At 38.3% G+C, this 24,359-nt stretch carries 20 protein-coding genes and 1 other annotated feature; of the genes, 16 read left to right on the top strand and 4 right to left on the bottom strand.

Features of this window, described 5'->3' with window-relative positions; all coding sequences use genetic code 11:
* The first annotated feature begins 202 nt into the window (after positions 1-202).
* The 5 genes from lon to V7122_RS07385 all read left to right on the top strand — a co-directional run bounded on the left by lon (position 203) and on the right by V7122_RS07385 (position 5,589).
* On the top strand, positions 203-2,530 hold the full coding sequence (gene lon / locus V7122_RS07405) for an endopeptidase La (protein ID WP_335526167.1): 2,328 nt from the start codon (positions 203-205) through the stop codon (positions 2,528-2,530).
* Positions 2,527-3,108 (top strand): ribosome biogenesis GTP-binding protein YihA/YsxC, encoded by a 582-nt coding sequence (gene yihA / locus V7122_RS07400; RefSeq protein WP_335483594.1) that lies wholly within the window; start codon positions 2,527-2,529, stop codon positions 3,106-3,108. Before lon ends, yihA begins: the two co-directional genes overlap by 4 nt.
* Before the next feature lie 237 nt (positions 3,109-3,345).
* Positions 3,346-4,128, top strand: coding sequence for a transporter substrate-binding domain-containing protein (locus V7122_RS07395; RefSeq protein WP_335483592.1), 783 nt, complete (start codon positions 3,346-3,348; stop codon positions 4,126-4,128).
* Between the two features lie 60 nt (positions 4,129-4,188).
* On the top strand, positions 4,189-4,836 hold the full coding sequence (locus V7122_RS07390; protein ID WP_335526165.1) for an amino acid ABC transporter permease: 648 nt from the start codon (positions 4,189-4,191) through the stop codon (positions 4,834-4,836).
* Between the two features lie 15 nt (positions 4,837-4,851).
* A complete protein-coding gene (locus V7122_RS07385; RefSeq protein ID WP_335483588.1) occupies positions 4,852-5,589 on the top strand; it encodes an amino acid ABC transporter ATP-binding protein in 738 nt (245 codons plus the stop codon).
* Positions 5,590-5,621: 32 nt separating this feature from the next.
* On the opposite strand, the gene V7122_RS07380 is transcribed toward V7122_RS07385, so the two are convergent.
* A complete protein-coding gene (locus tag V7122_RS07380; RefSeq protein ID WP_335483586.1) occupies positions 5,622-6,107 on the bottom strand; it encodes a LiaI-LiaF-like domain-containing protein in 486 nt (161 codons plus the stop codon).
* Between the two features lie 230 nt (positions 6,108-6,337).
* Between V7122_RS07380 and hemA the strand changes: the two genes are divergently transcribed.
* The 8 genes from hemA (at position 6,338) to ysxE (ending at position 15,560) form a co-directional block, all read left to right on the top strand.
* Positions 6,338-7,684 carry a glutamyl-tRNA reductase gene (gene hemA / locus V7122_RS07375; protein ID WP_335526163.1) on the top strand — a complete coding sequence of 449 codons (1,347 nt, stop codon included), beginning with the start codon at positions 6,338-6,340 and terminating at the stop codon, positions 7,682-7,684.
* Positions 7,685-7,696: 12 nt separating this feature from the next.
* Complete coding sequence (locus V7122_RS07370; RefSeq protein ID WP_335344293.1) at positions 7,697-8,530, top strand: cytochrome c biogenesis protein; 834 nt, start codon at positions 7,697-7,699, stop codon at positions 8,528-8,530.
* Between the two features lie 14 nt (positions 8,531-8,544).
* Positions 8,545-9,477: a hydroxymethylbilane synthase gene (hemC, locus tag V7122_RS07365; RefSeq protein WP_335526161.1), complete on the top strand. Its 933-nt coding sequence runs from the start codon at positions 8,545-8,547 to the stop codon at positions 9,475-9,477.
* Positions 9,474-10,268, top strand: a complete 795-nt coding sequence (locus tag V7122_RS07360) for a uroporphyrinogen-III synthase (protein ID WP_335483580.1) — start codon at positions 9,474-9,476, stop codon at positions 10,266-10,268. Before hemC ends, V7122_RS07360 begins: the two co-directional genes overlap by 4 nt.
* Before the next feature lie 25 nt (positions 10,269-10,293).
* A complete protein-coding gene (hemB, locus tag V7122_RS07355; RefSeq protein ID WP_335347004.1) occupies positions 10,294-11,271 on the top strand; it encodes a porphobilinogen synthase in 978 nt (325 codons plus the stop codon).
* A gap of 357 nt (positions 11,272-11,628) precedes the next feature.
* A complete protein-coding gene (gene hemL / locus V7122_RS07350) occupies positions 11,629-12,918 on the top strand; it encodes a glutamate-1-semialdehyde 2,1-aminomutase (RefSeq protein ID WP_335526159.1) in 1,290 nt (429 codons plus the stop codon).
* Between the two features lie 356 nt (positions 12,919-13,274).
* Positions 13,275-14,384 (top strand): stage VI sporulation protein D, encoded by a 1,110-nt coding sequence (gene spoVID / locus V7122_RS07345; RefSeq protein ID WP_335347002.1) that lies wholly within the window; start codon positions 13,275-13,277, stop codon positions 14,382-14,384.
* Positions 14,385-14,492: 108 nt separating this feature from the next.
* Complete coding sequence (gene ysxE, locus V7122_RS07340; protein ID WP_335347001.1) at positions 14,493-15,560, top strand: spore coat protein YsxE; 1,068 nt, start codon at positions 14,493-14,495, stop codon at positions 15,558-15,560.
* Between the two features lie 14 nt (positions 15,561-15,574).
* On the opposite strand, the gene V7122_RS07335 is transcribed toward ysxE, so the two are convergent.
* Positions 15,575-15,766, bottom strand: coding sequence for a hypothetical protein (locus tag V7122_RS07335; RefSeq protein ID WP_335347000.1), 192 nt, complete (start codon positions 15,764-15,766; stop codon positions 15,575-15,577).
* A 209-nt stretch (positions 15,767-15,975) separates the two neighbouring features.
* Positions 15,976-16,252: a binding site (T-box leader), on the top strand.
* Positions 16,253-16,312: 60 nt separating this feature from the next.
* Between V7122_RS07335 and V7122_RS07330 the strand changes: the two genes are divergently transcribed.
* From V7122_RS07330 to V7122_RS07320, 3 genes are all read left to right on the top strand, one after another.
* Positions 16,313-18,958: a valine--tRNA ligase gene (locus V7122_RS07330; RefSeq protein WP_335526157.1), complete on the top strand. Its 2,646-nt coding sequence runs from the start codon at positions 16,313-16,315 to the stop codon at positions 18,956-18,958.
* Between the two features lie 312 nt (positions 18,959-19,270).
* Entirely contained in the window at positions 19,271-20,578 is a 1,308-nt protein-coding gene (locus tag V7122_RS07325; protein WP_335483576.1) for a bifunctional folylpolyglutamate synthase/dihydrofolate synthase, read from the top strand.
* A 79-nt stretch (positions 20,579-20,657) separates the two neighbouring features.
* The gene (locus tag V7122_RS07320) at positions 20,658-22,373 is read left to right on the top strand and encodes a sensor domain-containing diguanylate cyclase (RefSeq protein ID WP_335483574.1); all 1,716 of its coding nucleotides are present in this window, start codon (positions 20,658-20,660) and stop codon (positions 22,371-22,373) included.
* 89 nt (positions 22,374-22,462) lie between these two features.
* Here V7122_RS07320 and V7122_RS07315 read toward each other — a convergent pair whose 3' ends face one another.
* Together V7122_RS07315 and V7122_RS07310 are read right to left on the bottom strand one after the other, a co-directional pair.
* Positions 22,463-23,419: a hypothetical protein gene (locus tag V7122_RS07315; RefSeq protein WP_335483572.1), complete on the bottom strand. Its 957-nt coding sequence runs from the start codon at positions 23,417-23,419 to the stop codon at positions 22,463-22,465.
* Between the two features lie 10 nt (positions 23,420-23,429).
* On the bottom strand, positions 23,430-24,350 hold the full coding sequence (locus V7122_RS07310) for a PilW family protein (RefSeq protein ID WP_335526156.1): 921 nt from the start codon (positions 24,348-24,350) through the stop codon (positions 23,430-23,432).
* Between the last annotated feature and the right edge of the window lie 9 nt (positions 24,351-24,359).

Genomic DNA, 24,359 nt, shown 5'->3' with positions numbered 1-24,359 from the left:
ACGCATGAAAAGTCCATCCAGCTCCGTTGGACGGACACTTTGACCTAAGCTGGGTCATGAAAAGTCCATCCGAGATTTCTATGAAAAGCGCTAGCGCTTTTCAAATTAGACACTTACACATAAATAAGTTAGAATTGTACAAAGAAAATATTAGCAATATAAGGCTAATGAAGATATGTATTTTGGAGGTGCTTCCTAGGTTATGGCGAAAAAGAAAGAAATTATCGTCCCCCTCCTGCCGCTAAGGGGTCTGCTTGTTTATCCAACGATGGTCCTGCACTTAGATGTTGGCCGTGAAAAGTCGGTGCAAGCCCTTGAAAAAGCGATGGTAGATGACCATTTAATTTTCTTGACTACGCAAAAAGAAATATCAATAGATGAACCGGCTGAAGAGGATTTATACCAAATTGGAACATTAACACGTGTCAAGCAAATGCTTAAACTTCCTAATGGGACAATCCGGGTTTTAGTAGAAGGGTTAAAAAGGGCGCAAATTATTGAATTTAAGGATGACCCTAACCACTACGCAGTCAAAATAGAAGTATTCGAAGAGGGAACGACAAAGGATACAGAAGATCAAGCTCTAATGAGGACCATGCTGGATTACTTTGAACAATACATAAAGGTATCGAAAAAAGTATCAGCAGAAACGTATTCTGCTGTTTCGGATATTGAAGAGCCTGGGCGCATGGCAGATATCATCGCATCCCATTTACCTTTAAAGCTAAAGGAAAAGCAGGACATATTAGAAACCTTTGATGTCAAAGACCGGATGAATCAAGTTATTGAAATCATTCATAATGAAAAAGAAGTATTAAATTTAGAAAAGAAAATTGGGCAGCGCGTAAAGAAATCAATGGAACGCACACAGAAGGAATATTATTTGCGCGAACAAATGAAGGCAATCCAGAAAGAGCTTGGAGATAAAGAAGGAAAGACAGGCGAGGTTGCCGACCTTACTGAAAAAATTGAAAAAGCCGGCATGCCAGAACATGTTCAAGCAACCGCATTCAAGGAACTTGATCGTTATGAAAAAATCCCATCAAGTTCTGCGGAAAGCGGCGTTATTCGAAATTATATTGAATGGCTAATTTCATTGCCATGGAGCAAGGCAACAGAAGATGATTTAGATATTCATAAAGCAGAACGCATCTTAAATAATGACCATTACGGTCTTGAAAAGGTGAAAGAACGTGTGCTGGAATACTTAGCTGTTCAAAAGCTGACGAATTCATTAAAAGGACCAATACTTTGTCTAGCAGGACCCCCTGGAGTAGGGAAAACAAGCCTAGCACGTTCCATTGCTACATCACTCAACCGAAATTTTGTCCGTATTTCACTTGGCGGTGTTCGCGATGAATCTGAAATTCGGGGCCATCGAAGAACGTATGTAGGTGCTATGCCAGGCCGTATTATACAGGGAATGAAGAAAGCTGGAACGATTAATCCAGTATTTTTACTTGATGAAATTGATAAGATGTCAAGTGACTTCCGGGGAGATCCGTCTTCAGCTATGCTTGAAGTTTTAGACCCTGAACAAAATAATAATTTTAGTGATCATTACATTGAGGAAACATACGATCTTTCTAAAGTCATGTTTATCGCAACAGCGAATAATTTAGCGACTATACCTGGGCCGCTTAGAGACCGGATGGAGATTATTACAATTGCTGGCTATACAGAGCTAGAGAAAAATCATATTGCCAAAGATCACCTTTTACCGAAACAAATAAAAGAGCATGGTCTTACAAAATCTCAGCTTCAAATTCGCGAGGACGGGATTCAGAAGGTCGTTCGCTATTACACAAGAGAAGCCGGTGTACGCGGACTTGAAAGACAGCTGGCTACGATATGCCGGAAAACAGCGAAGATTATTGTCTCAGGTGAAAAGAAAAAGGTTATTATTTCCGAAAAAAATGTGGAAGACTTCCTAGGAAAGCCGATTTTTCGCTATGGGCAAGCTGAGCTTGAGGATCAAGTGGGTGTGGCAACAGGACTTGCTTATACAACGGTTGGCGGGGATACACTGCAAATTGAAGTGTCTCTTTCTCCAGGTAAAGGTAAGCTTGTCCTCACAGGTAAGCTTGGGGATGTCATGAAGGAGTCGGCTCAAGCGGCATTTAGCTATGTTCGTTCCAAAGCAAGTGAGTTAGGGATTGAAAAGGACTTCCATGAAAAGTATGATATTCACATTCACGTTCCAGAGGGAGCCGTCCCTAAGGATGGTCCATCTGCAGGTATTACGATTACAACTGCATTAGTGTCTGCACTTTCTGGTAAGCGAATCCGCAAAGAAATAGGCATGACTGGGGAGATTACATTGCGTGGGCGTGTCCTGCCAATTGGCGGCGTTAAAGAAAAAACACTTAGTGCTCATCGAGCGGGTCTAACGAAAATTATTCTTCCAAAGGACAATGAAAAGGATATTGATGATATACCTGAGAGTGTCCGAGACGAGTTGGAATTTGTTCTAGTCTCCCATGTAGATGAAGTGCTAATGCATGCATTGACTGGGGGTGCAGAAGCATGAAGGTAAATTCAGCAGATATCGTTATTAGTGCGGTAAAGCCTGACCAATATCCGGATGAGGCTTTACCCGAGTTTGCTTTAGCAGGCAGGTCCAATGTTGGGAAATCTTCGTTTATTAACAAAATGTTAAATCGAAAAGCGTTGGCTAGAACCTCATCAAAGCCTGGGAAAACACAAACATTAAATTTTTTCCTGATTAATGAGATGTTACATTTTGTCGATGTACCTGGTTATGGCTACGCTAAAGTTTCTAAAAAAGAACGTGAAGCCTGGGGCAAAATGATTGAAACTTATTTAACATCAAGAGAGCAGCTAAAAGCTGTCGTGCAAATAGTTGATTTGCGTCATCCCCCAAGTCAGGATGATATCATGATGTATAATTTCCTAAAGCATTACGAAATCCCATGTGTCATTATCGCTACAAAGGCCGATAAAGTTCCGAAATCGAAATGGCAAAAGCATATAAAAATAACGAAAGAAACACTGGACCTCGATCCGAATGATCCTTTAATCCTCTTTTCGTCCGAAACGGGACAAGGGAAGGATGAAGCGTGGTCTGTGCTTCTAAGCTATATATAAGCTTCAATCCCGATGCAGAAATGCACCGGGATTTTTTTTGTTTTGCTATAAGAATGAAATATATCAATCTTTATTATAGTAATAGAGAAATTGCCGGTATAAAAGTATTAATTTTTTAGTCTGCTAGAAGCAATCACGAAAACATTTAGCAGAAAATATGAATCTTAAAAGAACTCTTATCATATGTTTAGGTAATTAGAAAAAATTTGAGAGAAGAAGAAAGGGGACTTTCTAATAGTGAAGCATTTTGGAAAGGGATTACTTTTATTCATTTCTATTATTGTTCTTGCTGCCTGTGGGTCAAAGGAAGCAGCGAATGAGGGCTTTAAGCTTGTCGAGAAAGGAAAGTTTATTTATGCATCATCAGGTGAATTTAATCCCTTTAGTGTGACGAATGCGGATGGAACGATGAGCGGTTTTGACATTGAGGTAGGAGAAGCAGTAGCAAAAGAACTTGGGTTAGAGCCTGTACAGAAAAAGTTTAAGTTCGGAGGCATCGTTGAAGGGGTTAAATCTGGCCGATTTGATGCAGCGGTTGCTAGTCATACAATCACGGAAGAGCGGTTAGAAGCCGTAAATTTCTCGATTCCATACTACTATTCTGGACCGCAAATCTATGTCCGTCCTGATAGTACAGTTGAAACAATTGATGATTTAAAAGGATTAGAAATTGCTGTAGCTAAAGGTACTACTTATGCAGATGTCGCACAGCCTGTAACAGATAATATTAAATTTTACGATAGCGATGTCGTGGCGCTTGAAGCATTAAGTAAAGGGAAGCATGATGCAGTCATCACTGATTTTATTACGGGCAAAGAGGCAATTGGTGCTGGAATGAATATTGTTGGAAAAGAATTGCTAGGAAAAAGTGAACAAGCAATAGCTGTTGCGAAAGAAAACGAGGAGCTTCTGAAAAAAATTAATGAAGCGCTGGAAAAATTACATGAGAACGGAACATTGACGGAAATCAGTAAAAAGTACATCGGTGAAGATATTACGAAAGACCCTGAGAAGGAATAAGCAAATAGAGGATGACTTAGTCATCCTCTATTTATTAATAAAAGTAAAGGAGGAAAGCCTATGGATTTATACACAAAATTCATGGCCACATACCCGATTTTCTTAAAAGGAATGGTACTTACCTTCCAACTCACGATTATTTCCATTTTTATCGCTATATTTATCGGCCTCTTTTTTGCCTTTTTAAAGATTTCAAAGGTGAAGGTATTAGAATTAGTGGCGGATGCTTATATTTTTCTCGTACGGGGAACGCCGCTCGTTGTGCAAATCTTTATTTTTTACTTTGGTTTAACCTCAATCAATATGCCAGACTTCTGGGCTGTTGTTCTTGGACTAGCCTTTCATAACGGTGCTTATATTGCTGAAATTTTCCGAGGGGCGATCCAGTCAGTCGATCATGGACAAATGGAGGCAGGACGTTCTCTTGGTATGACAGTTTCTTTAGCGATGAGGAGGATTATTCTTCCACAAGCCATTCGCAGGGCACTTCCGCCCCTAGGAAATCAATTTATTATTGCCTTAAAGGATTCCTCACTTGCATCTTTTATTGGAATGTACGAGCTGTTTAATGTAGCTACTACTCAAGGCTCAATTAAATATGACTATATGAGCTATTTGCTCATTGTAGCTGTTTACTATTTAGTATTAGTCCTATTCTTCTCCATTATTGTCAGGTTAATCGAAAAAAGAATGGCTAGCAGCGATTAAGAAAGGAGTTATAATATGAGCGGTACAGTCATGATAAAAGTTGACATGCTAAATAAATCATTTGGAGATTTGCACGTATTAAAAGATATTAATATGACGGTTAAGCAAAGTGAAGTGGTTTGTTTAATAGGCGCAAGCGGCTCAGGGAAAAGCACACTACTTCGATGCATCAATTTTTTGGAATTTAAGGATAGTGGGTTAATCGTAATTAACGGCGAACAAATTGAAAAAGAAACACATGATCTCAATAAGGTTCGATCACGAGTTGGGATGGTATTTCAGCATTTTAATTTATTCCCACATAAAACGGTACTCGAAAACGTTATTGAGGCTCCCATTTATGTAAAAAAGCTATCTAAAGAGCAAGCTACAGCCGAAGGAAAAGCATTATTGAAAAAAGTAGGTCTTTCAGATAAGGAAAATGTGTACCCATCCAAGCTGTCTGGCGGACAAAAACAGCGGGTTGCCATAGCAAGGGCATTAGCTATGAAACCTGAAATCATGCTATTTGATGAGCCTACCTCTGCCTTAGATCCCGAGCTTGTTGGCGAGGTACTTGCCACAATGAAGGAGCTGGCTGAAGAGGGAATGACAATGGTTGTCGTTACACACGAAATGGGCTTTGCCAGAGAGGTTGCTGATTGGGTCGTCTATATGCATGAAGGCCGTATTGTCGAAGTTGGACATCCGAAGGAATTATTCTCTCATCCAAAGGAAACCCGTACAAAACACTTCTTAGATTCGGTATTATAAACACGGAGGACAGGGAATAATAACCTTGTCCTCTATTTCTTTTTAAAAAACAGAAAGTAAATACCCGCAAGAATAAAGATGGCTGGCCAAAACTTCCAGGCGGTTGAAACTCCGTTTTCCAATAAACCAAACCATAGAATAATCCGGTCGTAAAATAGGAGCAAGGAAGCAAGAACTAAAAATAAAATTCCTTGAAATAAACCGGTTCTTGTTTTTTGGTGCTGAAGTAAAAAGCCTAAAGCAATAATTAAAATGAATGTTCCGATATGATCCGGCCAAATTTCAAGACGATTCACGACATGGAAATGCAAGCCGAACCCCGTCAGGATGACACCTGGTAAGATGGAATGATAATCCTTCGCTCCATAGCCTTGAAATAAAAATGCGATCCCAATAATGATTAAAAGGCTAGGCCATGTAAAAAAAGGCTGAAACAGAGTGATATTTGATTGTTGAAGAAAGAAGTATGCTCCAAAGCCAATTAGGATAATTCCAGGAAAAATTCTTTGATTTTTCATATTTACACCCTTCCAATAAGGTTCACTTGAATCTATATGCAATTTTTGATACTGTACATAAGGGAGTATTATGTCGAAAAAACATATAAACATAATTTGTGAATAATCAAATTCAATGAATATTTTACCATATGAGTTCAAGATCTGTTCACATTTTCGCATAAATATGAAGGAAATAAGTGCTACAATTAGAATAGTATTGTGCAATTAATTTGGGGGTGTCAATTTAAATGCATATAATAGTTGTTGGTCTAAATTATAAAACGGCCCCTGTTGAAATTCGGGAAAGATTGACGTTTAATCCTTCTCAATTACCAGATGCTATGAAAACGTTAAAGGATAAAAAAAGCATCCTTGAGAATGTGATTGTGTCTACTTGTAATCGGACTGAAATCTATGCGGTTGTTGATCAGATTCATACAGGCCGTTACTATATTAAAGAATTTTTATCAGAGTGGTTTAAGATAGAGAAAGAAGAATTTTCTCCTTATTTGTTTATTTATGAGCAGGAAGGGGCTATCGAGCATTTATTCAATGTCTCCTGTGGGCTGAATTCCATGATTCTTGGAGAGACCCAAATTTTAGGACAGGTTCGGACAAGCTTTCTGCAGGCACAGGATGATCATACGATTGGAACTGTATTTAATCAATTATTTAAACAAGCTGTTACGTTAGCTAAACGGGCTCATTCTGAAACAGAAATCGGAGCTAATGCCGTTTCAGTTAGCTATGCTGCTGTAGAGTTGGCAAAAAAGATATTTGGTTCTTTAGAGAATAAGCATGTGCTTATTTTGGGAGCCGGTAAAATGGGCGAGCTTGCTATCCAAAATCTGCATGCAAACGGTGCAAGCAAGGTAACCGTCATCAATCGTACATTTGAAAAAGCGCAGGATTTAGCAGTCCGTTATGCTGGCAAGGCGAAAACTCTTCAAGAGCTCCAATGCTCTTTAATTGAAGCGGACATTCTTATTAGTTCTACTGGAGCAAAGGGATTCGTTGTCACGAAGGAAATGATGACAGCTGTTGAAAAATTGCGAAAAGGAAAACCATTATTCATGGTAGACATCGCTGTGCCACGTGATTTGGACCCTGCCCTCGCTGAATTAGATACTGTCTTCTTATATGATATAGATGACCTTGAAGGAATTGTTGAAGCAAATCTGCAGGAACGTAAGAAGGCAGCAGAAACCATTCAGCTCATGATTGAGCAGGAAATTATTGAATTTAAACAATGGCTGAATTTGCTTGGTGTCGTTCCCGTTATCTCTGCATTAAGGGAAAAGGCATTAGCGATTCAGGCTGAAACAATGGAAAGTATTGAAAGAAAGATGCCGAATTTAAGTGATCGTGATAAAAAGGTACTGAATAAACATACAAAGAGTATTATTAATCAGCTGTTAAAGGATCCTATTTTACAGGCGAAGGAAATGGCCGGAGGTAAGGATGCTGAAAAGGCATTAGATTTATTTATGAAAATTTTCAATATAGAAGAACTTGTTTCTGAGCGGAAAATGACACAAACAGCCGAACCACAAAACTCTATCGCTCATATGTCACAGGCTTCCTTTCAATCGTAGGAGTACTTGAGTATGATCGATATTTATATGACACGGCTGCATGAAGCTACTGTCGTTCTGTATGCCTTGAGTGTCTTATTATACTTTATTGATTTCTTACATCATAACCGGAAGGCAAACCGAATTGCCTTCTGGTTACTTGCATTTGTTTGGCTTTTGCAAACGGTCTTTCTCTTTTTGTATATGATGAAAACAGGCAGATTTCCCGTACTGACGATTTTTGAAGGATTATATTTTTATGCCTGGGTGCTCATTACTTTGTCATTAGCATTAAACCGTTTTCTTAGGGTAGACTTTATTGTCTTTTTTACAAATGTAATTGGATTTATCATTATGGCCATTCACACATTTGCCCCTATTCAGTATGAATCAAATGTGATGGCTCAAAAGCTCATTTCTGAATTGCTATTTATACACATTACTGTTGCGATTTTGTCATATGGGGCATTTTCCTTGTCTTTTGTATTTTCCGTATTATATTTAATTCAGTATGATCTGTTGAAAAGAAAGAAATGGGGCCCAAGGCTATTAAGGGTTGCAGATTTATCGAAGCTGGACAAAACCTCATATGTATTAAATGTAATTGGAGTTCCCATGTTGATGATAAGCTTAATCCTGGGTATTCAGTGGGCCTATATTAAGGTGCCAGATATGATTTGGTACGATTCTAAAGTGGTCGGTTCTTTTGTAGTTATCGCTGCATACAGTATTTATCTTTATTTAAAAGTAGGCAAAGGGCTTGCCGGGAAGCAATTAGCATTATGGAATATTGCATCCTTTCTAATTGTTTTAATTAACTTCTTTCTATTCGGTTCATTATCATCTTTCCATTTCTGGTATTCGTAAATTAGGAGGCTGTCATGAGAAAAATTATCGTAGGTTCTCGCAGAAGTAAACTTGCATTAACACAAACAAATTGGGTAATCGATCAATTGAAGGCGATTGATCCATCCTTTGATTTCGAAGTGAAGGAAATTGTTACAAAAGGCGATCGCATTTTAGATGTGACGCTTTCAAAGGTCGGCGGTAAGGGCTTGTTTGTGAAAGAAATCGAGCAGGCTATGCTGGATAAAGAAATTGATATGGCTGTCCACAGTATGAAGGATATGCCGGCAGTTCTGCCTGAAGGGTTAATAATTGGCAGTATTCCTGAAAGAGAAGATCATCGGGATGCGCTTATTTCAAAAGACCATGTTCGTTTATCAGATCTTAAACCAGGGGCTGTAATTGGAACGAGCAGTTTACGCAGAGGGGCACAGCTGCTTGCGCGCCGTCCGGATTTAGAAATTAAATGGATTAGAGGAAATATTGATACGAGACTTGCCAAGCTAGAAACAGATGAATACGATGCGATTATTCTCGCTGCCGCGGGTTTAAAGAGACTAGGTTGGGCAAGTGATGTCGTGACAGAATTGTTAGACCCAGATATTTGTTTGCCTGCTATTGGGCAAGGGGCACTTTCTATCGAATGCCGCAGTGATGATGAAGAACTTCGCGGTTTATTAGATAAATTTACATGCAAGAAAACAGATGCAACCGTTCGAGCAGAGAGAGCATTCCTTCACAAAATGGAGGGAGGCTGCCAGGTGCCAATCGCTGGCTTTGCAGAGCTTAATGGAGAAGAAATTGTGCTAACCTGCCTAGTCGGCTCTCCTGATGGAAAAGTGATCTACTCAGAACAAGTGAAAGGCTTAGACCCTGAGGAGGTCGGAGTTGAAGCGGCTAATCTCTTAATTAATCAGGGAGCTAAAGATTTAATCGATCAGGTGAAAGAGGAGCTGGATCGCGAATGACCGGTGGAGGCGAGGGCATAGCCCTTCCTCTTAAGGGAATGTCGGTTCTCGTTCCTAGAGGGAAGGAGCAGGCGAAAACCTTTTCAAGTTTAGTTAAAGGTTATGGAGGAATTCCTGTTGAAATCCCTCTTATCGCCTTTAAGCCTGTAGATATTTCTGATGAGATTATGAAGATTCTTCATCAGTTACATACGTATGATTGGATTGTTTTTACGAGCAATGTCACGGTTGAGACCTTTCTTTCTTTTATCGACTCTCCTGAAAAAATGAAGTTGCCCAAAATCGCAGCCATTGGAAAAAAAACAGAAGCCTACCTGCTGCACGCGGGAATAAAGGTGGATTTTATCCCAAGGGAGTATGTTGCGGAAGGGTTTGTTAAGGATTTCTTGCCGCTTGTGAAGGCGGGGATGAACATTTTAATCCCTAAAGGGAAACTTGCTAGAAATATTATTTATACGGCCTTAACGGAAAAGGGCGCAAATGTTGACGAGATTATCATGTATGACACTTTCTTTCCTGATGAAAGCAGAGTGAAAATAGTAGAGGCATTTTCGGAAGGAATAATAGATATCCTTGCCTTTACAAGTCCCTCAACTGTTGATCATTTTATGAGAGTGATGAAGGAAAGCCAGCTTTTTCATCGGCTAGAAAATAGTATAATTAGCTGTATTGGCCCGATTACAAAGGATAGAATTATATCATACGGACTAAATGTCCACTGTGAGCCGGCAATCTATACAACTGATCATATGCTAGAAAGTATTATTGAATATTTAAATATGAAAAAGTAATTTTTCAAAAATAGGAGTGAGCCTAATGGATATCCAATTTACGAGACATAGAAGACTTCGCCAAAGTCCAAACATGAGAGCTTTAGTCCGTGAAAACCATTTAAGTACTGATGATTTAATTTATCCGATTTTTGTTGCTGAAGGACAGGATATTAAAAGAGAAATTTCCTCTATGCCTGGAATTTATAATTTATCATTAGATCATCTTGAAGAAGAAATGAATGAGGTTGTATCATTAGGAATTAAATCCGTCCTCCTTTTCGGGATTCCCATTGAAAAAGATGAATGCGGCAACCAAGCGTATCATGATCATGGGATTGTTCAAGAAGCCACTAGATTTATTAAGGATAAGTTCCCGGATGTCATTGTTATTGCCGATACTTGTCTTTGTGAGTACACAAGCCATGGGCATTGCGGTGTGATTGAGAATGGACAAGTATTAAATGATCCTTCACTTGACCTATTAGTACAAACGGCTGTCAGTCAGGCAAAAGCAGGTGCCGATATAATTGCTCCATCTAATATGATGGATGGATTTGTCGCTGCAATTCGTGCAGGCTTGGATGAAGCTGGCTTTGAAAATATACCTATTATGTCTTATGCCGTTAAATATGCTTCAGCCTTCTATGGTCCGTTCCGTGATGCAGCTGACAGTACACCTCAGTTTGGCGATCGTAAAGCTTACCAAATGGATCCGGCAAACCGTATGGAAGCTTTACGTGAAGCAGAATCTGATTTAATGGAAGGCGCTGATTTCATCATTGTGAAGCCTGGAATGCCGTATCTCGATATCGTCCGAGATGTGAAAAATAATATTAATCTTCCACTCGTTATTTATAATGTGAGCGGGGAATATTCCATGGTGAAAGCAGCCTCACAAAATGGCTGGATTGATGAAGAGCGAATTGTCATGGAAATGCTAGTTGGAATGAAGCGTGCCGGCTGTGATTTAATTATTACGTATCACGCTAAAGACGCGGCTAGATGGCTGCGGAACCAGTAGTTGTAAAACCTGATGAGCTGGCTTAATAAAGCCCTTCAGTGCAGGAAAAAGGTCAGAAGGGCGTTAAGAGGGCTTTAAAACGCCATTTAGTGCAGGAAAACAGGTCAGAAGGGCGTTAAGAGGGCTTTAAAACGCCATTTAGTGCAGGAAAACAGTTCAGATGGTAGTTAAAGGGGCTTTATAACCCCCTTCAGTGCCAGAAAACAGATCTGAAGGTAGTTAAAGAGGCTTTATAACGCCATTCTGCATTGAAAAATAGTTCAGAAGGTAATTAAAGGGACTTTAAAACACCCTTCAGCCTTAAAAATTATACTTAAACCGTCTTTAGAAAAACATTAAAACGAGAAGAGGGATTAAATGCGCTCTTACGAAAAATCTATTCAAGCTTTTAAAGAAGCAAGCAGATTGATGCCTGGTGGGGTTAACTCACCTGTGCGTGCCTTCAAATCAGTTAAAATGGATCCGATTTTTATGGAAAGAGGAAAGGGATCCAAAATTTATGATATCGATGGCAATGAATATATTGACTATGTTTTATCATGGGGGCCTTTAATTCTAGGGCATTCGAGTGATCGTGTTGTTGAGGCAATAAAGAAGGTAGCTGAAATGGGAACTAGCTTCGGTGCACCAACCGTTCAAGAAAATGATCTGGCCAAGCTTGTTCAGGAGAGAGTACCTTCTATTGAAGTCGTACGTATGGTCTCCTCTGGTACAGAAGCAACAATGAGTGCTTTAAGGCTCGCACGAGGCTATACGGGCCGAAACAAAATTTTGAAATTTGAAGGCTGCTATCACGGACATGGCGATTCCTTGCTTATTAAAGCAGGATCTGGAGTCGCTACACTTGGACTTCCAGATAGCCCAGGTGTACCAGAAGGTGTGGCTAAAAATACGATTACTGTTCCTTATAACGATTTAGAAAGTGTTAAATACGCTTTTGAACAATTTGGAGAAGATATTGCCTGTATTATCGCCGAGCCTGTAGCTGGAAACATGGGAGTTGTTCCGCCTCTTCCTGGCTTCCTAGAGGGTTTAAGAGAAATTACATCTCAATATGGCGCACTTTTAATCTTTGACGAGGTTATGACAGGCTTCCGTGTTGATTACAATTGTGCTCAAGGCTATTACAATGTTACTCCAGATATCACTTGTCTAGGCAAAGTAATCGGCGGGGGACTTCCTGTTGGCGCATATGGCGGAAAGGCTGAAATTATGGAGCAAATTGCACCAAGCGGTCCTATTTATCAGGCAGGAACCTTGTCTGGAAATCCATTAGCCATGACGGCTGGCTATGAAACATTGAGTCAGCTTACTCCAGATTCATATAAAGAATTCCAGCGTAAAGGGGATTTATTAGAAGCTGGTATAAAAGCTGCAGCAGAAAAATATGAAATCCCTCATACTTTCAATCGTGCAGGCTCGATGATTGGTTTCTTCTTTACAAATGAAGATGTCATTAACTACGATAAAGCCAAATCCTCGAACCTGGATTATTTTGCATCCTATTATCGGGAAATGGCTAATCAAGGAGTATTCCTTCCTCCTTCCCAATTTGAAGGTCTCTTCTTATCCACTGAACATAGTGATGAAGATATCGAAAAAACACTCCAAGCAGCAGAAATTGCATTTTCAAAGCTCAAAGGATAAAGTGAAACTTCAATCAGTGGGGGTATTATCCCACTGATTGTTAGTTGCGGCCCACAGGATGTGGGTCACACAGACGTTGCCACAGGACGTGGCGTTCTTAGTCTGTATTCCAATAATCGGGCTTTTACGGGCAGTTGCTCCGTTAACACTTAATATAAGTACTAATATTAATAATGAGCTTACTGCCCGTTAATCTGCGATAATTTTACTTACTACACTCATCTTTATAGATGGGTGTTTTTTTTTGTAAATTTTTTGCCGAGCTGTGTTATTTTCAATCATAAAAAAATTATCATTCTCATAAAGTGTAAATGACATAGTGATTAAACGTGAAGGGTATGAAAGGAGGAGTCGCTTTGTCTCAAGGAAACCCATCGTCTTTACGATTTTCTTTAGAGGAATCTGTATGGTTTCAAAAAGGACAGGAAGTATCTGAATTAATTTCAATTTCACTTGATCCCGATATTCTTATTCAAGAAAATGATCAATATGTAACGATTCAAGGAGCACTCGAGTTATCAGGTGAATATAAACGGTACGAGACAGCAGAAATAGAATATGAGGATACCTTTACAGCTCCGAAATTTATTCAAGTAGTAGAAGAAAGAGATGAAGGAGTATGTGAATTCACTCACTTCTTCCCAGTAGACATAACGATACCAAGAAATAGAATTGAAAGTGTTCATAATATTGATGTATTAGTCGAATCTTTTGATTATGTTTTTCCTGAAAGAAGCTGTATGAAGTTAACAGCGAATTTGACGATCTCAGGTTTGTACGGGGAACAGCAGCATGCTCCCCAAAGAACAGACGTTGAGGATAAGGAGCCTGCTTATCATATAGAAGTAGCAACGCCTGAATTAAACTGGGATATAGAGGATGAAACAGTTGAGGATAGAGAGCCTTTCACAGAAAAGGAAGACAAAACGATCTTTGTTCCATTTGAGGCTGAAGCGAAAAAACAGCCTGAAGTGGCAGTAAGGAATGAGAAAGTTCAGTTAGAGGCTGTTGAGGAAAAGATTGAAATACTGCCGGAGGTCTCATTTTCGGCACAAAGAGGTGAACAAAAACCTCCTTCCGCTGAAGAAATCTATTCAATGCCGAATTTGGAAGAAAGTACTCTTCAGGTAGTCGAAATAGAAATTGATCAGGAATCCAGCAGTGACGAATCTTCTGATCATTTAGCCAAAAAAGCTGCTGCCGAAAAAGAAGTAGCAGATAAAAAGAAGAAAAAGCCAACGAAAAAGAAAAGCATGTCTTTAACTGAATTTTTTGCTCGGAAGTCAGAGGACGATGTTGCTAGGCTAAAGGTGTGTATCGTTCAGTTAGGTGATACGATCGATATCATTGCCGAAAGATATGAAATTCCTGTTCAACGGTTACTCAGTGTGAATCATTTGGAAATTAGTCAGGATATATATGAGGGGCAGGTCCTTTATATCCCAGTTGCTGTTGCCCACAAATAATTTCTAAATAATAGGCTGGGCAGGTAACTATTCACCTGCTCAGTTTTTCTATTTGTCTAGCTCAAGCACTTTGGCGTATACGCTTTTTTATAAAGGCAGGTGATTCTTATGAAAGAGAAGAATCGATTACAGAACGTATATCCGATATTAAAACATTATGCAATTGAACCGCATTTTGTCGAAGAAATGGGTAGGATTCAAAAAATCTATTCAAATAAAGGTGTGTTTGCCTTAAAAAAAATTGATCCTAGAGATGGGGGAGATTTTGTCAAGCACATCCAAAATCTATATCAAAAGGGCTATAATCGAATCGTGCCTGTCTTTCCAACATTAGATGGAAGGTATGCTGTATTACATGAAAATGAACTTTACTACCTCATGCCCTGGATGATGAATGAAGCAAAAGAATTAAGCCATGAACGCAACCATCAGCTCTTTCGTGAACTTGCAAGACTTCATACTTTATCAGCATCTGAATTAAAGATTAGTAAAGAAGACAGAACCGAACATTTTGAAAAAACACTGTTAGAAAGGGAAAAGGAACAGGAGTTTTTGGAAGGATTTATGGAAGCTTGTGAACAAAGAGACTATTTGTCCCCCTTTGAATTAATGTTTGTTCTTTCCTATAACGAAATGCAACAGGCTTTAGATTTTTCTATTAAAAAGCTTAAAGAGTGGCATGAAAAAACGAAGGATCATGATAAGGCCCGAATTGTAACCGTTCATGGGAAAATCTCAGCAGACCATTTTTTATATGATGACAAAGGCTATGGTTATTTCACAAACTTTGAACGTGCTAAGCAAGGTTCCCCCCTACATGACCTGCTGCCCTATTTGTCACGAACGTTGAAAACCTATCCAAAGAGATCAGAGGAATGTATTGAGTGGATTTATACGTATTTGAAATACTTCCCTTTAAAAGAGGATGAATTACTACTGTTTCAAAGCTATTTTGCCCATCCAGGTGCGGTTATTCGTGCAGCCGAGAAATATTACAAAAATCCTTATAGCCATCATGAACGAAAGATTCTTCTGCACTATCAAAGACAATACTGGCAGATTAAAAATACAGAATATGTATTGATGAGGATGGAAGAGATCGAGAGACAAAAACAGGAGGCAAAAGCGCAGGCAGAGGCAGCAGCAGCAGCAAAACAAGAAGGAGCCCAAAATTAAATAGATTTTGGGCCCTATAATAGCTCAAGGCGAAGTGCAACAGCAATTAAAATTAAGACTGCAAGGAAAAGTACGTCAAAGGTAGTTGGAAAAATAATGACTCGTATTCCTTGAAAGCAGCAAAATGGAATAATAAACTGGGAGCAAGCCCCTCTAATTGTTTTTAACCACGGCGGCAGTGTATAAGGATTATACTTTCTTCTCATTTACATGCCCCTTTCCAACTTTTCTCATTTCATATTATGTGTCATCCCCAATGATCGTGCTTTATATTTGGAACAATCCGAATCGCTCAATTGAAAAATCGCTCATGCTGTAAGGCACCAATGGCGTCCATTTGTATAATATATTGATAAAAAGGGAATAATGATTGACGTCAATCCTATTTATTAGGTACTATATTGAATATAATAAATGAACAGCGTGGATAGGGAAGAGTACGATGGCTGATTGCTTTTAGAGAGGAAAACTATTAGCTGAAAGGTTTTCTAAGCAGTTCCGTTGGAAGGTCGCCCTTGAGCTTCTTTCGCGAAAGGATGCAAATTCGAGTAGTGAGGGACGGGAAATCCGTTATCTAGTTAAGAGTCAATCCATTTTAGATTGCAGGCGCGTTTCGGTAAGGTCCTCACTGCTTTTCTATTGTTGATTGAAAAAAAGGTGGTACCGCGAAGCAAACTCCATTCGTCCTTTTATGACGAATGGGGTTTTTTGTTTTTTTTAGGATAATTGATGTAATTGAAAGGATGAATGAGATGGAAACTAAGGAATTAACGATGCCGACCAAATATGACCCTCAATCAATTGAACAGGGACGCTATGAATGGTGGCTAAAGGGAAAATTTTTCGAGGCAAAGGATGATGCGAATAAAGAGCCGTATACGATCGTTATTCCGCCTCCAAACGTTACAGGAAGGCTTCATTTAGGTCACGCATGGGATACGACTCTTCAAGACATTTTGACACGAATGAAGCGAATGCAGGGCTATGATGTTTTATGGCTGCCAGGGATGGACCATGCGGGGATTGCTACTCAGGCAAAAGTAGAGGAAAAGCTTCGCAGTGAAGGAAAAAGCCGTTATGACTTAGGCCGTGAAAAATTTGTAGAAGAAACCTGGAAATGGAAAGAGGAATATGCTAGCCATATCCGCCAGCAATGGTCTAAGCTTGGTCTTGGTTTAGATTATTCACGTGAGCGTTTCACACTTGATGAAGGCTTATCAAAGGCAGTTCGTGAAGTATTTGTCAGCTTATATAATAAAGGGCTAATTTACCGGGGCGAATATATTATCAACTGGGACCCTTCTACCAAAACAGCTTTATCAGATATCGAGGTTATCCATAAGGATGTTCAGGGTGCATTTTACCATATGAGATACCCACTTACTGATGGTACAGGACATATTGAAATTGCGACAACACGTCCTGAAACGATGTTAGGTGATACAGCAGTAGCTGTTCATCCTGAAGATGATCGTTATAAGCACTTAATTGGGAAAACAGTTAAGCTTCCGATTGTTGGACGTGAGATTCCAATTGTTAGCGATGATTATGTTGATATGGAATTTGGTTCAGGCGCAGTAAAAATTACGCCGGCACATGACCCTAATGACTTTGAAATCGGAAATCGCCATAATCTTGAACGAGTTCTTGTTATGAATGAAGACGGCACAATGAATGAAAAAGCCGGAAAGTATAAGGATATGGACCGTTTCGAATGCCGTAAGCAAATTGTTAAAGATCTGCAGGAGCAAGGGGTATTATTCAAAATTGAAGAGCATATGCATTCAGTTGGCCACTCTGAGCGCAGCGGTGCTGTTGTCGAGCCATATTTATCAACTCAATGGTTCGTAAAAATGCAGCCATTAGCAGATAAGGCAGTAGCCCTACAATCAAAGGAAGAAAAAGTAAATTTCGTTCCGGATAGATTTGAAAATACCTATCTGCGCTGGATGGAAAATATTCGTGACTGGTGTATTTCCCGTCAGCTTTGGTGGGGACATCGGATCCCGGCTTGGTATCATAAAGAAACTGGTGAAGTGTATGTAGCACATGAAGCTCCAGAAGATGTTGAAAACTGGGAACAGGATAAAGATGTCTTAGATACATGGTTTAGCTCAGCATTATGGCCATTCTCTACAATGGGCTGGCCCGATACTGAATCAGCGGATTTCAAGCGTTACTACCCAACTGCTTGTCTCGTAACAGGCTATGATATTATTTTCTTCTGGGTATCTCGGATGATATTCCAAGGGCTTGAATTTACGGATCAAAGACCATTTAAAGATGTATTAATCCATGGTTTAGTTCGCGATGCGGAAGGACGTAAAATGAGTAAATCCCTTGGCAACGGTGTAGACCCAATGGATGTAATTGATAAGTATGGAGCTGATTCTCTACGTTATTTCTTATCAACAGGAAGCTCTCCAGGCCATGATTTACGTTTCGGTATGGAAAAGGTTGAAGCAACATGGAATTTTGCGAACAAGATTTGGAACGCATCCCGTTTTGCTTTAATGAATATGGATGGATTAACATACGAAGAAATTGATTTAACGGGAGAAAAATCGGTTGCTGATAAATGGATTTTAACAAGGTTAAATGAAACGATTGAAACGGTGACAAGATTGTCCGACCGTTATGAATTCGGAGAAGTTGGCCGCATACTATACAACTTTATTTGGGATGATTTCTGTGACTGGTATATTGAAATGGCGAAGCTTCCGCTATACGGTGAAGACGAAGCAGCTAAGAAAACAACTCGTTCTATATTAGCTTATGTTTTAGATAATACGATGCGTCTATTGCATCCGTTCATGCCGTTTATCACAGAAGAAATTTGGCAAAACCTTCCTCACGCAGGGGAATCCATTACAGTTGCGGAATGGCCAAAAGTAATTGCCGAATTTACAGATCATCAGGCTGCAGGCGAAATGAAGCTCTTAGTAGAAATCATTCGTTCTGTTCGTAACAGCCGTGCAGAAGTAAACACACCGCTAAGCAAAAAAATCAAAATGATTTTAAAGGCTAAAGACGAGACTGTTCTAAAAACTCTTGAAAATAACCGTGGATACATTGAACGCTTCTGTAATCCAGAAGAGCTAACTGTTGCGATTGAAGTAGAAACACCTGAGAAGGCTATGACTTCTATCGTTACAGGTGCAGAAATTATTCTTCCGCTTGAAGGGTTAATCAATATTGAGGAAGAAGTAGCCCGTCTCCAGAAGGAATGGGAGAAGTTTGATAAAGAAGTGGAGCGAGTTCAAAAGAAACTCAGCAATGAAGGCTTTATCAAAAAAGCTCCGGAAAAGGTAATTGAAGAAGAGAAAGCAAAAATGCAGGACTACAGCGAAAAGAGAGCAGCCGTAGAAGCACGCATTAAAGAATTAAAAGGGGAATAAATTTGGTTGAAGGCGAATCCAATTGTTTGGGTTCGTCTTCCTCGTGCTATTTAAGAATTATTATTAGTTGCGGATATATGAGCTGAGGTGGCGGATATACAGGCCAAAGTGGCGGATATACGAACGAAAGTGGCGGAAATATGTACCAACTAGCGGATATCCCTTCAATCTAGAGATAAATTGATAGAAATAACCAACCTATTTACACATTAAGTGATCTAAATTTTTGAAAACTCACCCAAAAAGTAATAAAACTAGTTATTATTAATAAAAAAGACATACTTAGTGTTTCAGCGTTAGGAGGCAGTAATCATGTTCACAACTTATGAAGAGGCTGTTTCTTGGATTCACTCTAGGCTAAGACTTGGAGTGAAGCCAGGGCTCAAAAGAATGGAATGGATGATGGAAAAACTGGATCACCCAGAGAGAAGGGTGAAATCGGTACATATAGGCGGAACTAACGGCAAAGGGTCAACGGTTACGTATCTGCGCTCAATACTCCAGGATGCTGGTTATGTGGTTGGAACGTTCACTTCACCGTATTTCGAACAATTTAATGAAAGAATATCGCTCAATGGACTGCCGGTTAGCGATGAAGAAATTATTAGATTGGCTAATGATATCTATCCTCTTTCCCTTGAGTTAGAGGAAACAGAGCTCGGCGGTCCAACCGAATTTGAAATTATTACTGCTATGGCTTTTCAATATTTTGGACGAGTAAATCCGGTAGATATTGTGCTTTTTGAAGTTGGCCTTGGCGGCAGATTTGATTCTACCAACATTATTTTACCGATACTTTCCATTATCACAAATATAGGTCTTGACCATACCGGCATACTCGGAGACACACATGCGGAGATTGCTTTTGAAAAAGCAGGAATTATTAAACCAGGTGTAAGTGTGATCACAGCTGTTAAGCAGGAGGAAGCTCTAGAAGTAATCCTCGAAAAAGCAGCAGAGATGAAAGCTCCAGTCTATTCACTTGGAAACGAGATTGCCATTAAAGATCACACTTCAACTCAAACTGGAGAAGTATTTACGCAAAAAACGCCGTTTAAGGTATGGGGAAATCTCGAAATATCAATGGCGGGTAAACATCAGACAGAAAATGCTGCATTAGCCGTTATGGCAGCAGAAGTATTAAATAAACTTTATTCCTTTTTAATCGAGGACGAGCATCTTTATAGCGGGTTAAAAAAGGCTTATTGGCCAGGAAGATTCGAAATCATGTCTAAAGACCCTGCTATTGTCATTGATGGAGCTCATAATGAGGAAGGGATCGCTGCATTTACAAATGAGTTGAAAAATCGTTTTAGCGATAAAAAAATAAACCTCATCTTTACAGCCCTTGCCGATAAAAAGCTAGATAAAATGATTGAGAATCTAGATACAATTGCTGACAAAATTACCTTTGTTGAATTTGACTATCCACGGGCGGCTAAAGCAAAGGAGTTATTTGAATTAAGCGGAAATATGAATAAGGACTTTAATCCTGATTGGAAAGAAGCCATTGAAAAAAATATTAGTTCATTGCAGGATAATGAAATTCTTGCTATAACAGGCTCTCTATACTTTTTATCGGAAATGAAGCCTTTTCTAGCAAAAATATTAAAAAATTGATATGTGACATTTTTTTGAAAATTTGATAAGATGTTCTTGTTACTATTTTCCTATAAACCGATAAAGAGGAGGGGTGTAAGTGATAAGTGCTATAAAGAAAAAGGTAATTTGGGGGCTGTGGCTCTTCATTTTCCCACCAAGCTTATGGCTAATCTATCAGTTATACCCGCCTCATATAGCTGGTGACGGAATTGACATTTTCGTTTTTCTAATTCTTGCGTTCTTTGTAGCAGCAACTCCAATGATTATTAACGGATCACCTATTTTTTTAATACAGTGGGTCGCCTGGGCTGTATTTTTAACATTTGGCTTGTTTGTTGAATTGATTATACTTCAGTTAACGATAATAGTTTTATTCATAAGAGTTAAATTAACAAAAGAACAATTTTTTCGGATTCCTTTAAATTCACTTATGTTTATGTTCGTTTCTTTCCTGAGCGGTGCAATTTATTACGTGCTTGGCGGCAGCTCTGGTGTAAGATTGGCGGACATGGATCATTCTTTTTTGCTGATCCCTATTTATCCGATTCTCTATTATGTTTTCAATCATTTCTTTATTTGGATCATTAATTTGGTTCTTTATAATGGGAAACGGGAGACATTTGGAATTGATTTTATTTGGGAAACTGTTACAACAATTATTACTTTCCCGATGGGTTTTGTACTTTTTATTCTATATAAAGAATTGGGACTAGTTGCACTTATTTTTGTCGGAATTCCATTTGCGAGCCTTTCGATTATTTTGAATCTTTATTACTCTAGTAAAAAAATCAATGAATTATTGCACAATGCTACGGAGATCGGCCATCAGCTAGCGGAAAGATTAAATGTAGATGCCGTCCTGGATTTATTTATTCAGAAGCTGACAGAAATGCTGCCTGTCGATTATGCTTACATTCTCGATATTATTGATAATGAAGAATTACATTTAATTCGTCAGGTTGAAAAGGGAGAAAAAAAATTTTCAGCGATTGAGCCGCTTCGGAAGAATGAAGGGATTAGTGGTCTCGTCTGGGAACAAAAAAGCGCAGCGCTTTTCAACTCCCAAAAAGAATGGAAGGGTATTGTGAAAGGCTATATGCCAGAAAAGGTAGAAAGTGTTTTAAGTGTGCCGATTATCCGAAATAGTGAGGTCATTGGAGTTCTCTTTCTTGCATCCTCTACAAAAAGGGCTTATGAAAAATCCCAGCTCATGATTGTCGATATACTATGCTCCCACTTTGCTATAGCACTCGAAAATGCAAGAAATTATGAAAAAACAAAAGCACAAAGTGAACGCTGTGCCTTAACAAAGCTATACAATTATCGTTACTTTGAAAATCTTCTTAGCTTCGAATTCGAAAAGTTGAAAAATCAGGAAAGAGAAGTAATCTCTCTGATTATCCTAGATATTGACCATTTCAAATCGGTAAACGATATGTATGGTCATCAAAGCGGGAATGAAATTCTGTACCAGCTTGCCAATCTTTTAACAGACCTAATTGGGCAAAGAGGTACAATTGCACGTTACGGGGGAGAAGAATTCGTCATCCTTCTTCCAAATGTAGAAAAAAGCAATGCTGTCAAAATAGCTGAACATGTAAGACAAACAATCGCAGACTATATTTTTACCCTCGAACACCATATCGGTAAAAACGAAAAAATCCAGCAAGTCCATATCACCGCCTCCATCGGGGTCGCCGCTGCCCCTCAAGACGCAGACGAACCCCTAGCACTCATTCGCCACGCGGATCGGGCTTTATATGTCGGGGCGAAACGAGCGGGGAGGAATCGAGTGGCGGAGTATGTGAAATAGGCAGGGACCTCGCACAATAGGTTCCCTGCCTTATTTAATATTATTCAATAATTAAAAACGAAAGTAGAGATTAGGTGTGTATTCCTACATTAATATTCAACAGAAAAGGTTTTATTATCAACGTTCCATTTTCCTAAAGGTGAATTTGAACATGGGTTTGGAATTTCAAAAGGAATAAAGTTTGATCCATCGATTATATAAGCATTTCCCCGAATGCAAAACTTGTGCTTTTTAAAATCTTCAAGCTCTTTATTTTTATTCTTATTTAACTGAAAAAAGTAAGCGTCTCCATCGATATTAATTATTGCCTTTGATCCAAGTATTACTAATTTATCTTTAAAGAATGCTGTTCCTCCTATATCTATTTTCCCGTTTCCAATTAAAGTTACAGCCTTTTCAAATATTACTGAATCACTATAAGTTAAACTTTTACCTTTTATAGAGTTAGTTACTACCATCGTATTTTTAGGTATGGAGTTTTCTCCGATAGACTGACCGATACTATCTTTATTAACAGTTATTTCCCCTGTTAAAATTGTAGTTTTAGAATCACTTTTAACTTCACTAGTAAAAACAATTAATAAACTATTATTAGATTGACATTCTCCTACACTAGGTGCTTCAGAAACTTTAATATTGTACTCATAATTTTCAACCGAAAACTTGCCAGAATATACTTCCTTAACTATAGGATTCCCTTCCAATAAGTTTTCACAAAATCTGTCATTAAAGTATTTAATAATTTCTTCCTGTGTTGGTTTTCGCTCAGTTTTTTTATTGTTAATTGTCTCGTAAATCTTACTATCTTCATATAATTTGGTTAGGTTTTCTGACACATTATAGGCATTATGTAGAGAATTAGTAAATAAGGTATCATAGTGCGTTATTCCCATCTCAGCTATATCAGTTGATACGTTTATTTTTTCTGTATTATTAATGTGTATCCGTGAATTTACGGTGGAACTCATAATAACAAGAGAAAAAACTGAAATTAAAGTAATGATGAGAAGTACTACAATAAGTGATGAGCCTTTCTCATTTTTCATAATCCCACTCCTAATACTTATTAATCATAGTATTAATTTCATAAGTCTGTCCAATATCGTTAGAAAGTGTAATTTTTAAGTATAGTGGTTCAAATGTTGTAATATTTTTAGCCTCATTCTTTATTTCACATTTGTTCCTGTTTGCATCTATAATCTCCTCGTTACATGCAAAAAAACTAGTTATTTTGATATTTTGATTTGTTAGATAATTAAGTGGTTCACTTTCATTTAATCCGATAAAGCCCGATCCCTGGTAAGACTTTAATATAAAAACGGAGTTTGCTAGATAGGTTTTTTTTATAGTAGTTACTATTAAATTTGCTTCTTGCCGTAATAAGTTTTTTTCGGATAAGTTTTTATAATTCTTATTTACACTTACAAGAACACCATATATAGAACCTAAAATAATAATTGAAATTGTCAATGTTGCTAGTAATTCAATTAAGGTTAACCCTTTTTCAGAATTTATTTTCACTATTCTGCACCTCTTATATATGTATNNTGTATAGGTTACAGCTTCATCTTTATTATTCTCTGGATTTCTTACAATTATCTTTACTTGTATTAAATTATTAAATTCTCTTTTTTTATTAAATTCCATGGTTATCTTAAAATTGGATTTAATATCTTGATTTAATATAGTTCTAAACTCTTCCGTTTTATTAGTAATGCTGCCTGTTTTACCATTATTAATATCCTTTTGAATATTCTCAGGAAAAATAATAAATTCTTTCTTATCCTTTTTCTCTTTTTCTCTTTCTTGCAATATATTTAATACCATTTGAGCAGTATTAGCCGCAGAGAATTTTTCTTCATTTTTCTTTATAAAAAAGGCTGATTGAGAGAAGAATGTCATGAATGAGATAAAAATAATGGTGAGTATTAATATGGATAGCAGTAATTCCAGTAAAGTAAACCCTTTTTGATTCATTTCTATCCC

The organism is Bacillus sp. JJ1532 (assembly GCF_036965085.1).
Lineage (GTDB): Bacteria > Bacillota > Bacilli > Bacillales > Cytobacillaceae > Cytobacillus.
The sequence above is the reverse complement of the archived record's forward strand: the minus strand, read 5'-3'. Positions and strand labels throughout refer to the sequence as shown.

What these genes read in the sequence shown, in the direction of transcription:
- lon (WP_335526167.1), top strand. Translation starts at nt 203, where the DNA reads ATGGCGAAAAAGAAAGAAATTATCGTCCCCCTCCTGCCGCTAAGGGGT.
- yihA (WP_335483594.1), top strand. Translation starts at nt 2,527, where the DNA reads ATGAAGGTAAATTCAGCAGATATCGTTATTAGTGCGGTAAAGCCTGAC.
- V7122_RS07390 (WP_335526165.1), top strand. Translation starts at nt 4,189, where the DNA reads ATGGATTTATACACAAAATTCATGGCCACATACCCGATTTTCTTAAAA.
- V7122_RS07385 (WP_335483588.1), top strand. Translation starts at nt 4,852, where the DNA reads ATGAGCGGTACAGTCATGATAAAAGTTGACATGCTAAATAAATCATTT.
- V7122_RS07380 (WP_335483586.1), bottom strand. Translation starts at nt 6,107, where the DNA reads ATGAAAAATCAAAGAATTTTTCCTGGAATTATCCTAATTGGCTTTGGA.
- hemA (WP_335526163.1), top strand. Translation starts at nt 6,338, where the DNA reads ATGCATATAATAGTTGTTGGTCTAAATTATAAAACGGCCCCTGTTGAA.
- V7122_RS07370 (WP_335344293.1), top strand. Translation starts at nt 7,697, where the DNA reads ATGATCGATATTTATATGACACGGCTGCATGAAGCTACTGTCGTTCTG.
- hemC (WP_335526161.1), top strand. Translation starts at nt 8,545, where the DNA reads ATGAGAAAAATTATCGTAGGTTCTCGCAGAAGTAAACTTGCATTAACA.
- V7122_RS07360 (WP_335483580.1), top strand. Translation starts at nt 9,474, where the DNA reads ATGACCGGTGGAGGCGAGGGCATAGCCCTTCCTCTTAAGGGAATGTCG.
- hemB (WP_335347004.1), top strand. Translation starts at nt 10,294, where the DNA reads ATGGATATCCAATTTACGAGACATAGAAGACTTCGCCAAAGTCCAAAC.
- hemL (WP_335526159.1), top strand. Translation starts at nt 11,629, where the DNA reads ATGCGCTCTTACGAAAAATCTATTCAAGCTTTTAAAGAAGCAAGCAGA.
- ysxE (WP_335347001.1), top strand. Translation starts at nt 14,493, where the DNA reads ATGAAAGAGAAGAATCGATTACAGAACGTATATCCGATATTAAAACAT.
- V7122_RS07335 (WP_335347000.1), bottom strand. Translation starts at nt 15,766, where the DNA reads ATGAGAAGAAAGTATAATCCTTATACACTGCCGCCGTGGTTAAAAACA.
- V7122_RS07330 (WP_335526157.1), top strand. Translation starts at nt 16,313, where the DNA reads ATGGAAACTAAGGAATTAACGATGCCGACCAAATATGACCCTCAATCA.
- V7122_RS07325 (WP_335483576.1), top strand. Translation starts at nt 19,271, where the DNA reads ATGTTCACAACTTATGAAGAGGCTGTTTCTTGGATTCACTCTAGGCTA.
- V7122_RS07315 (WP_335483572.1), bottom strand. Translation starts at nt 23,419, where the DNA reads ATGAAAAATGAGAAAGGCTCATCACTTATTGTAGTACTTCTCATCATT.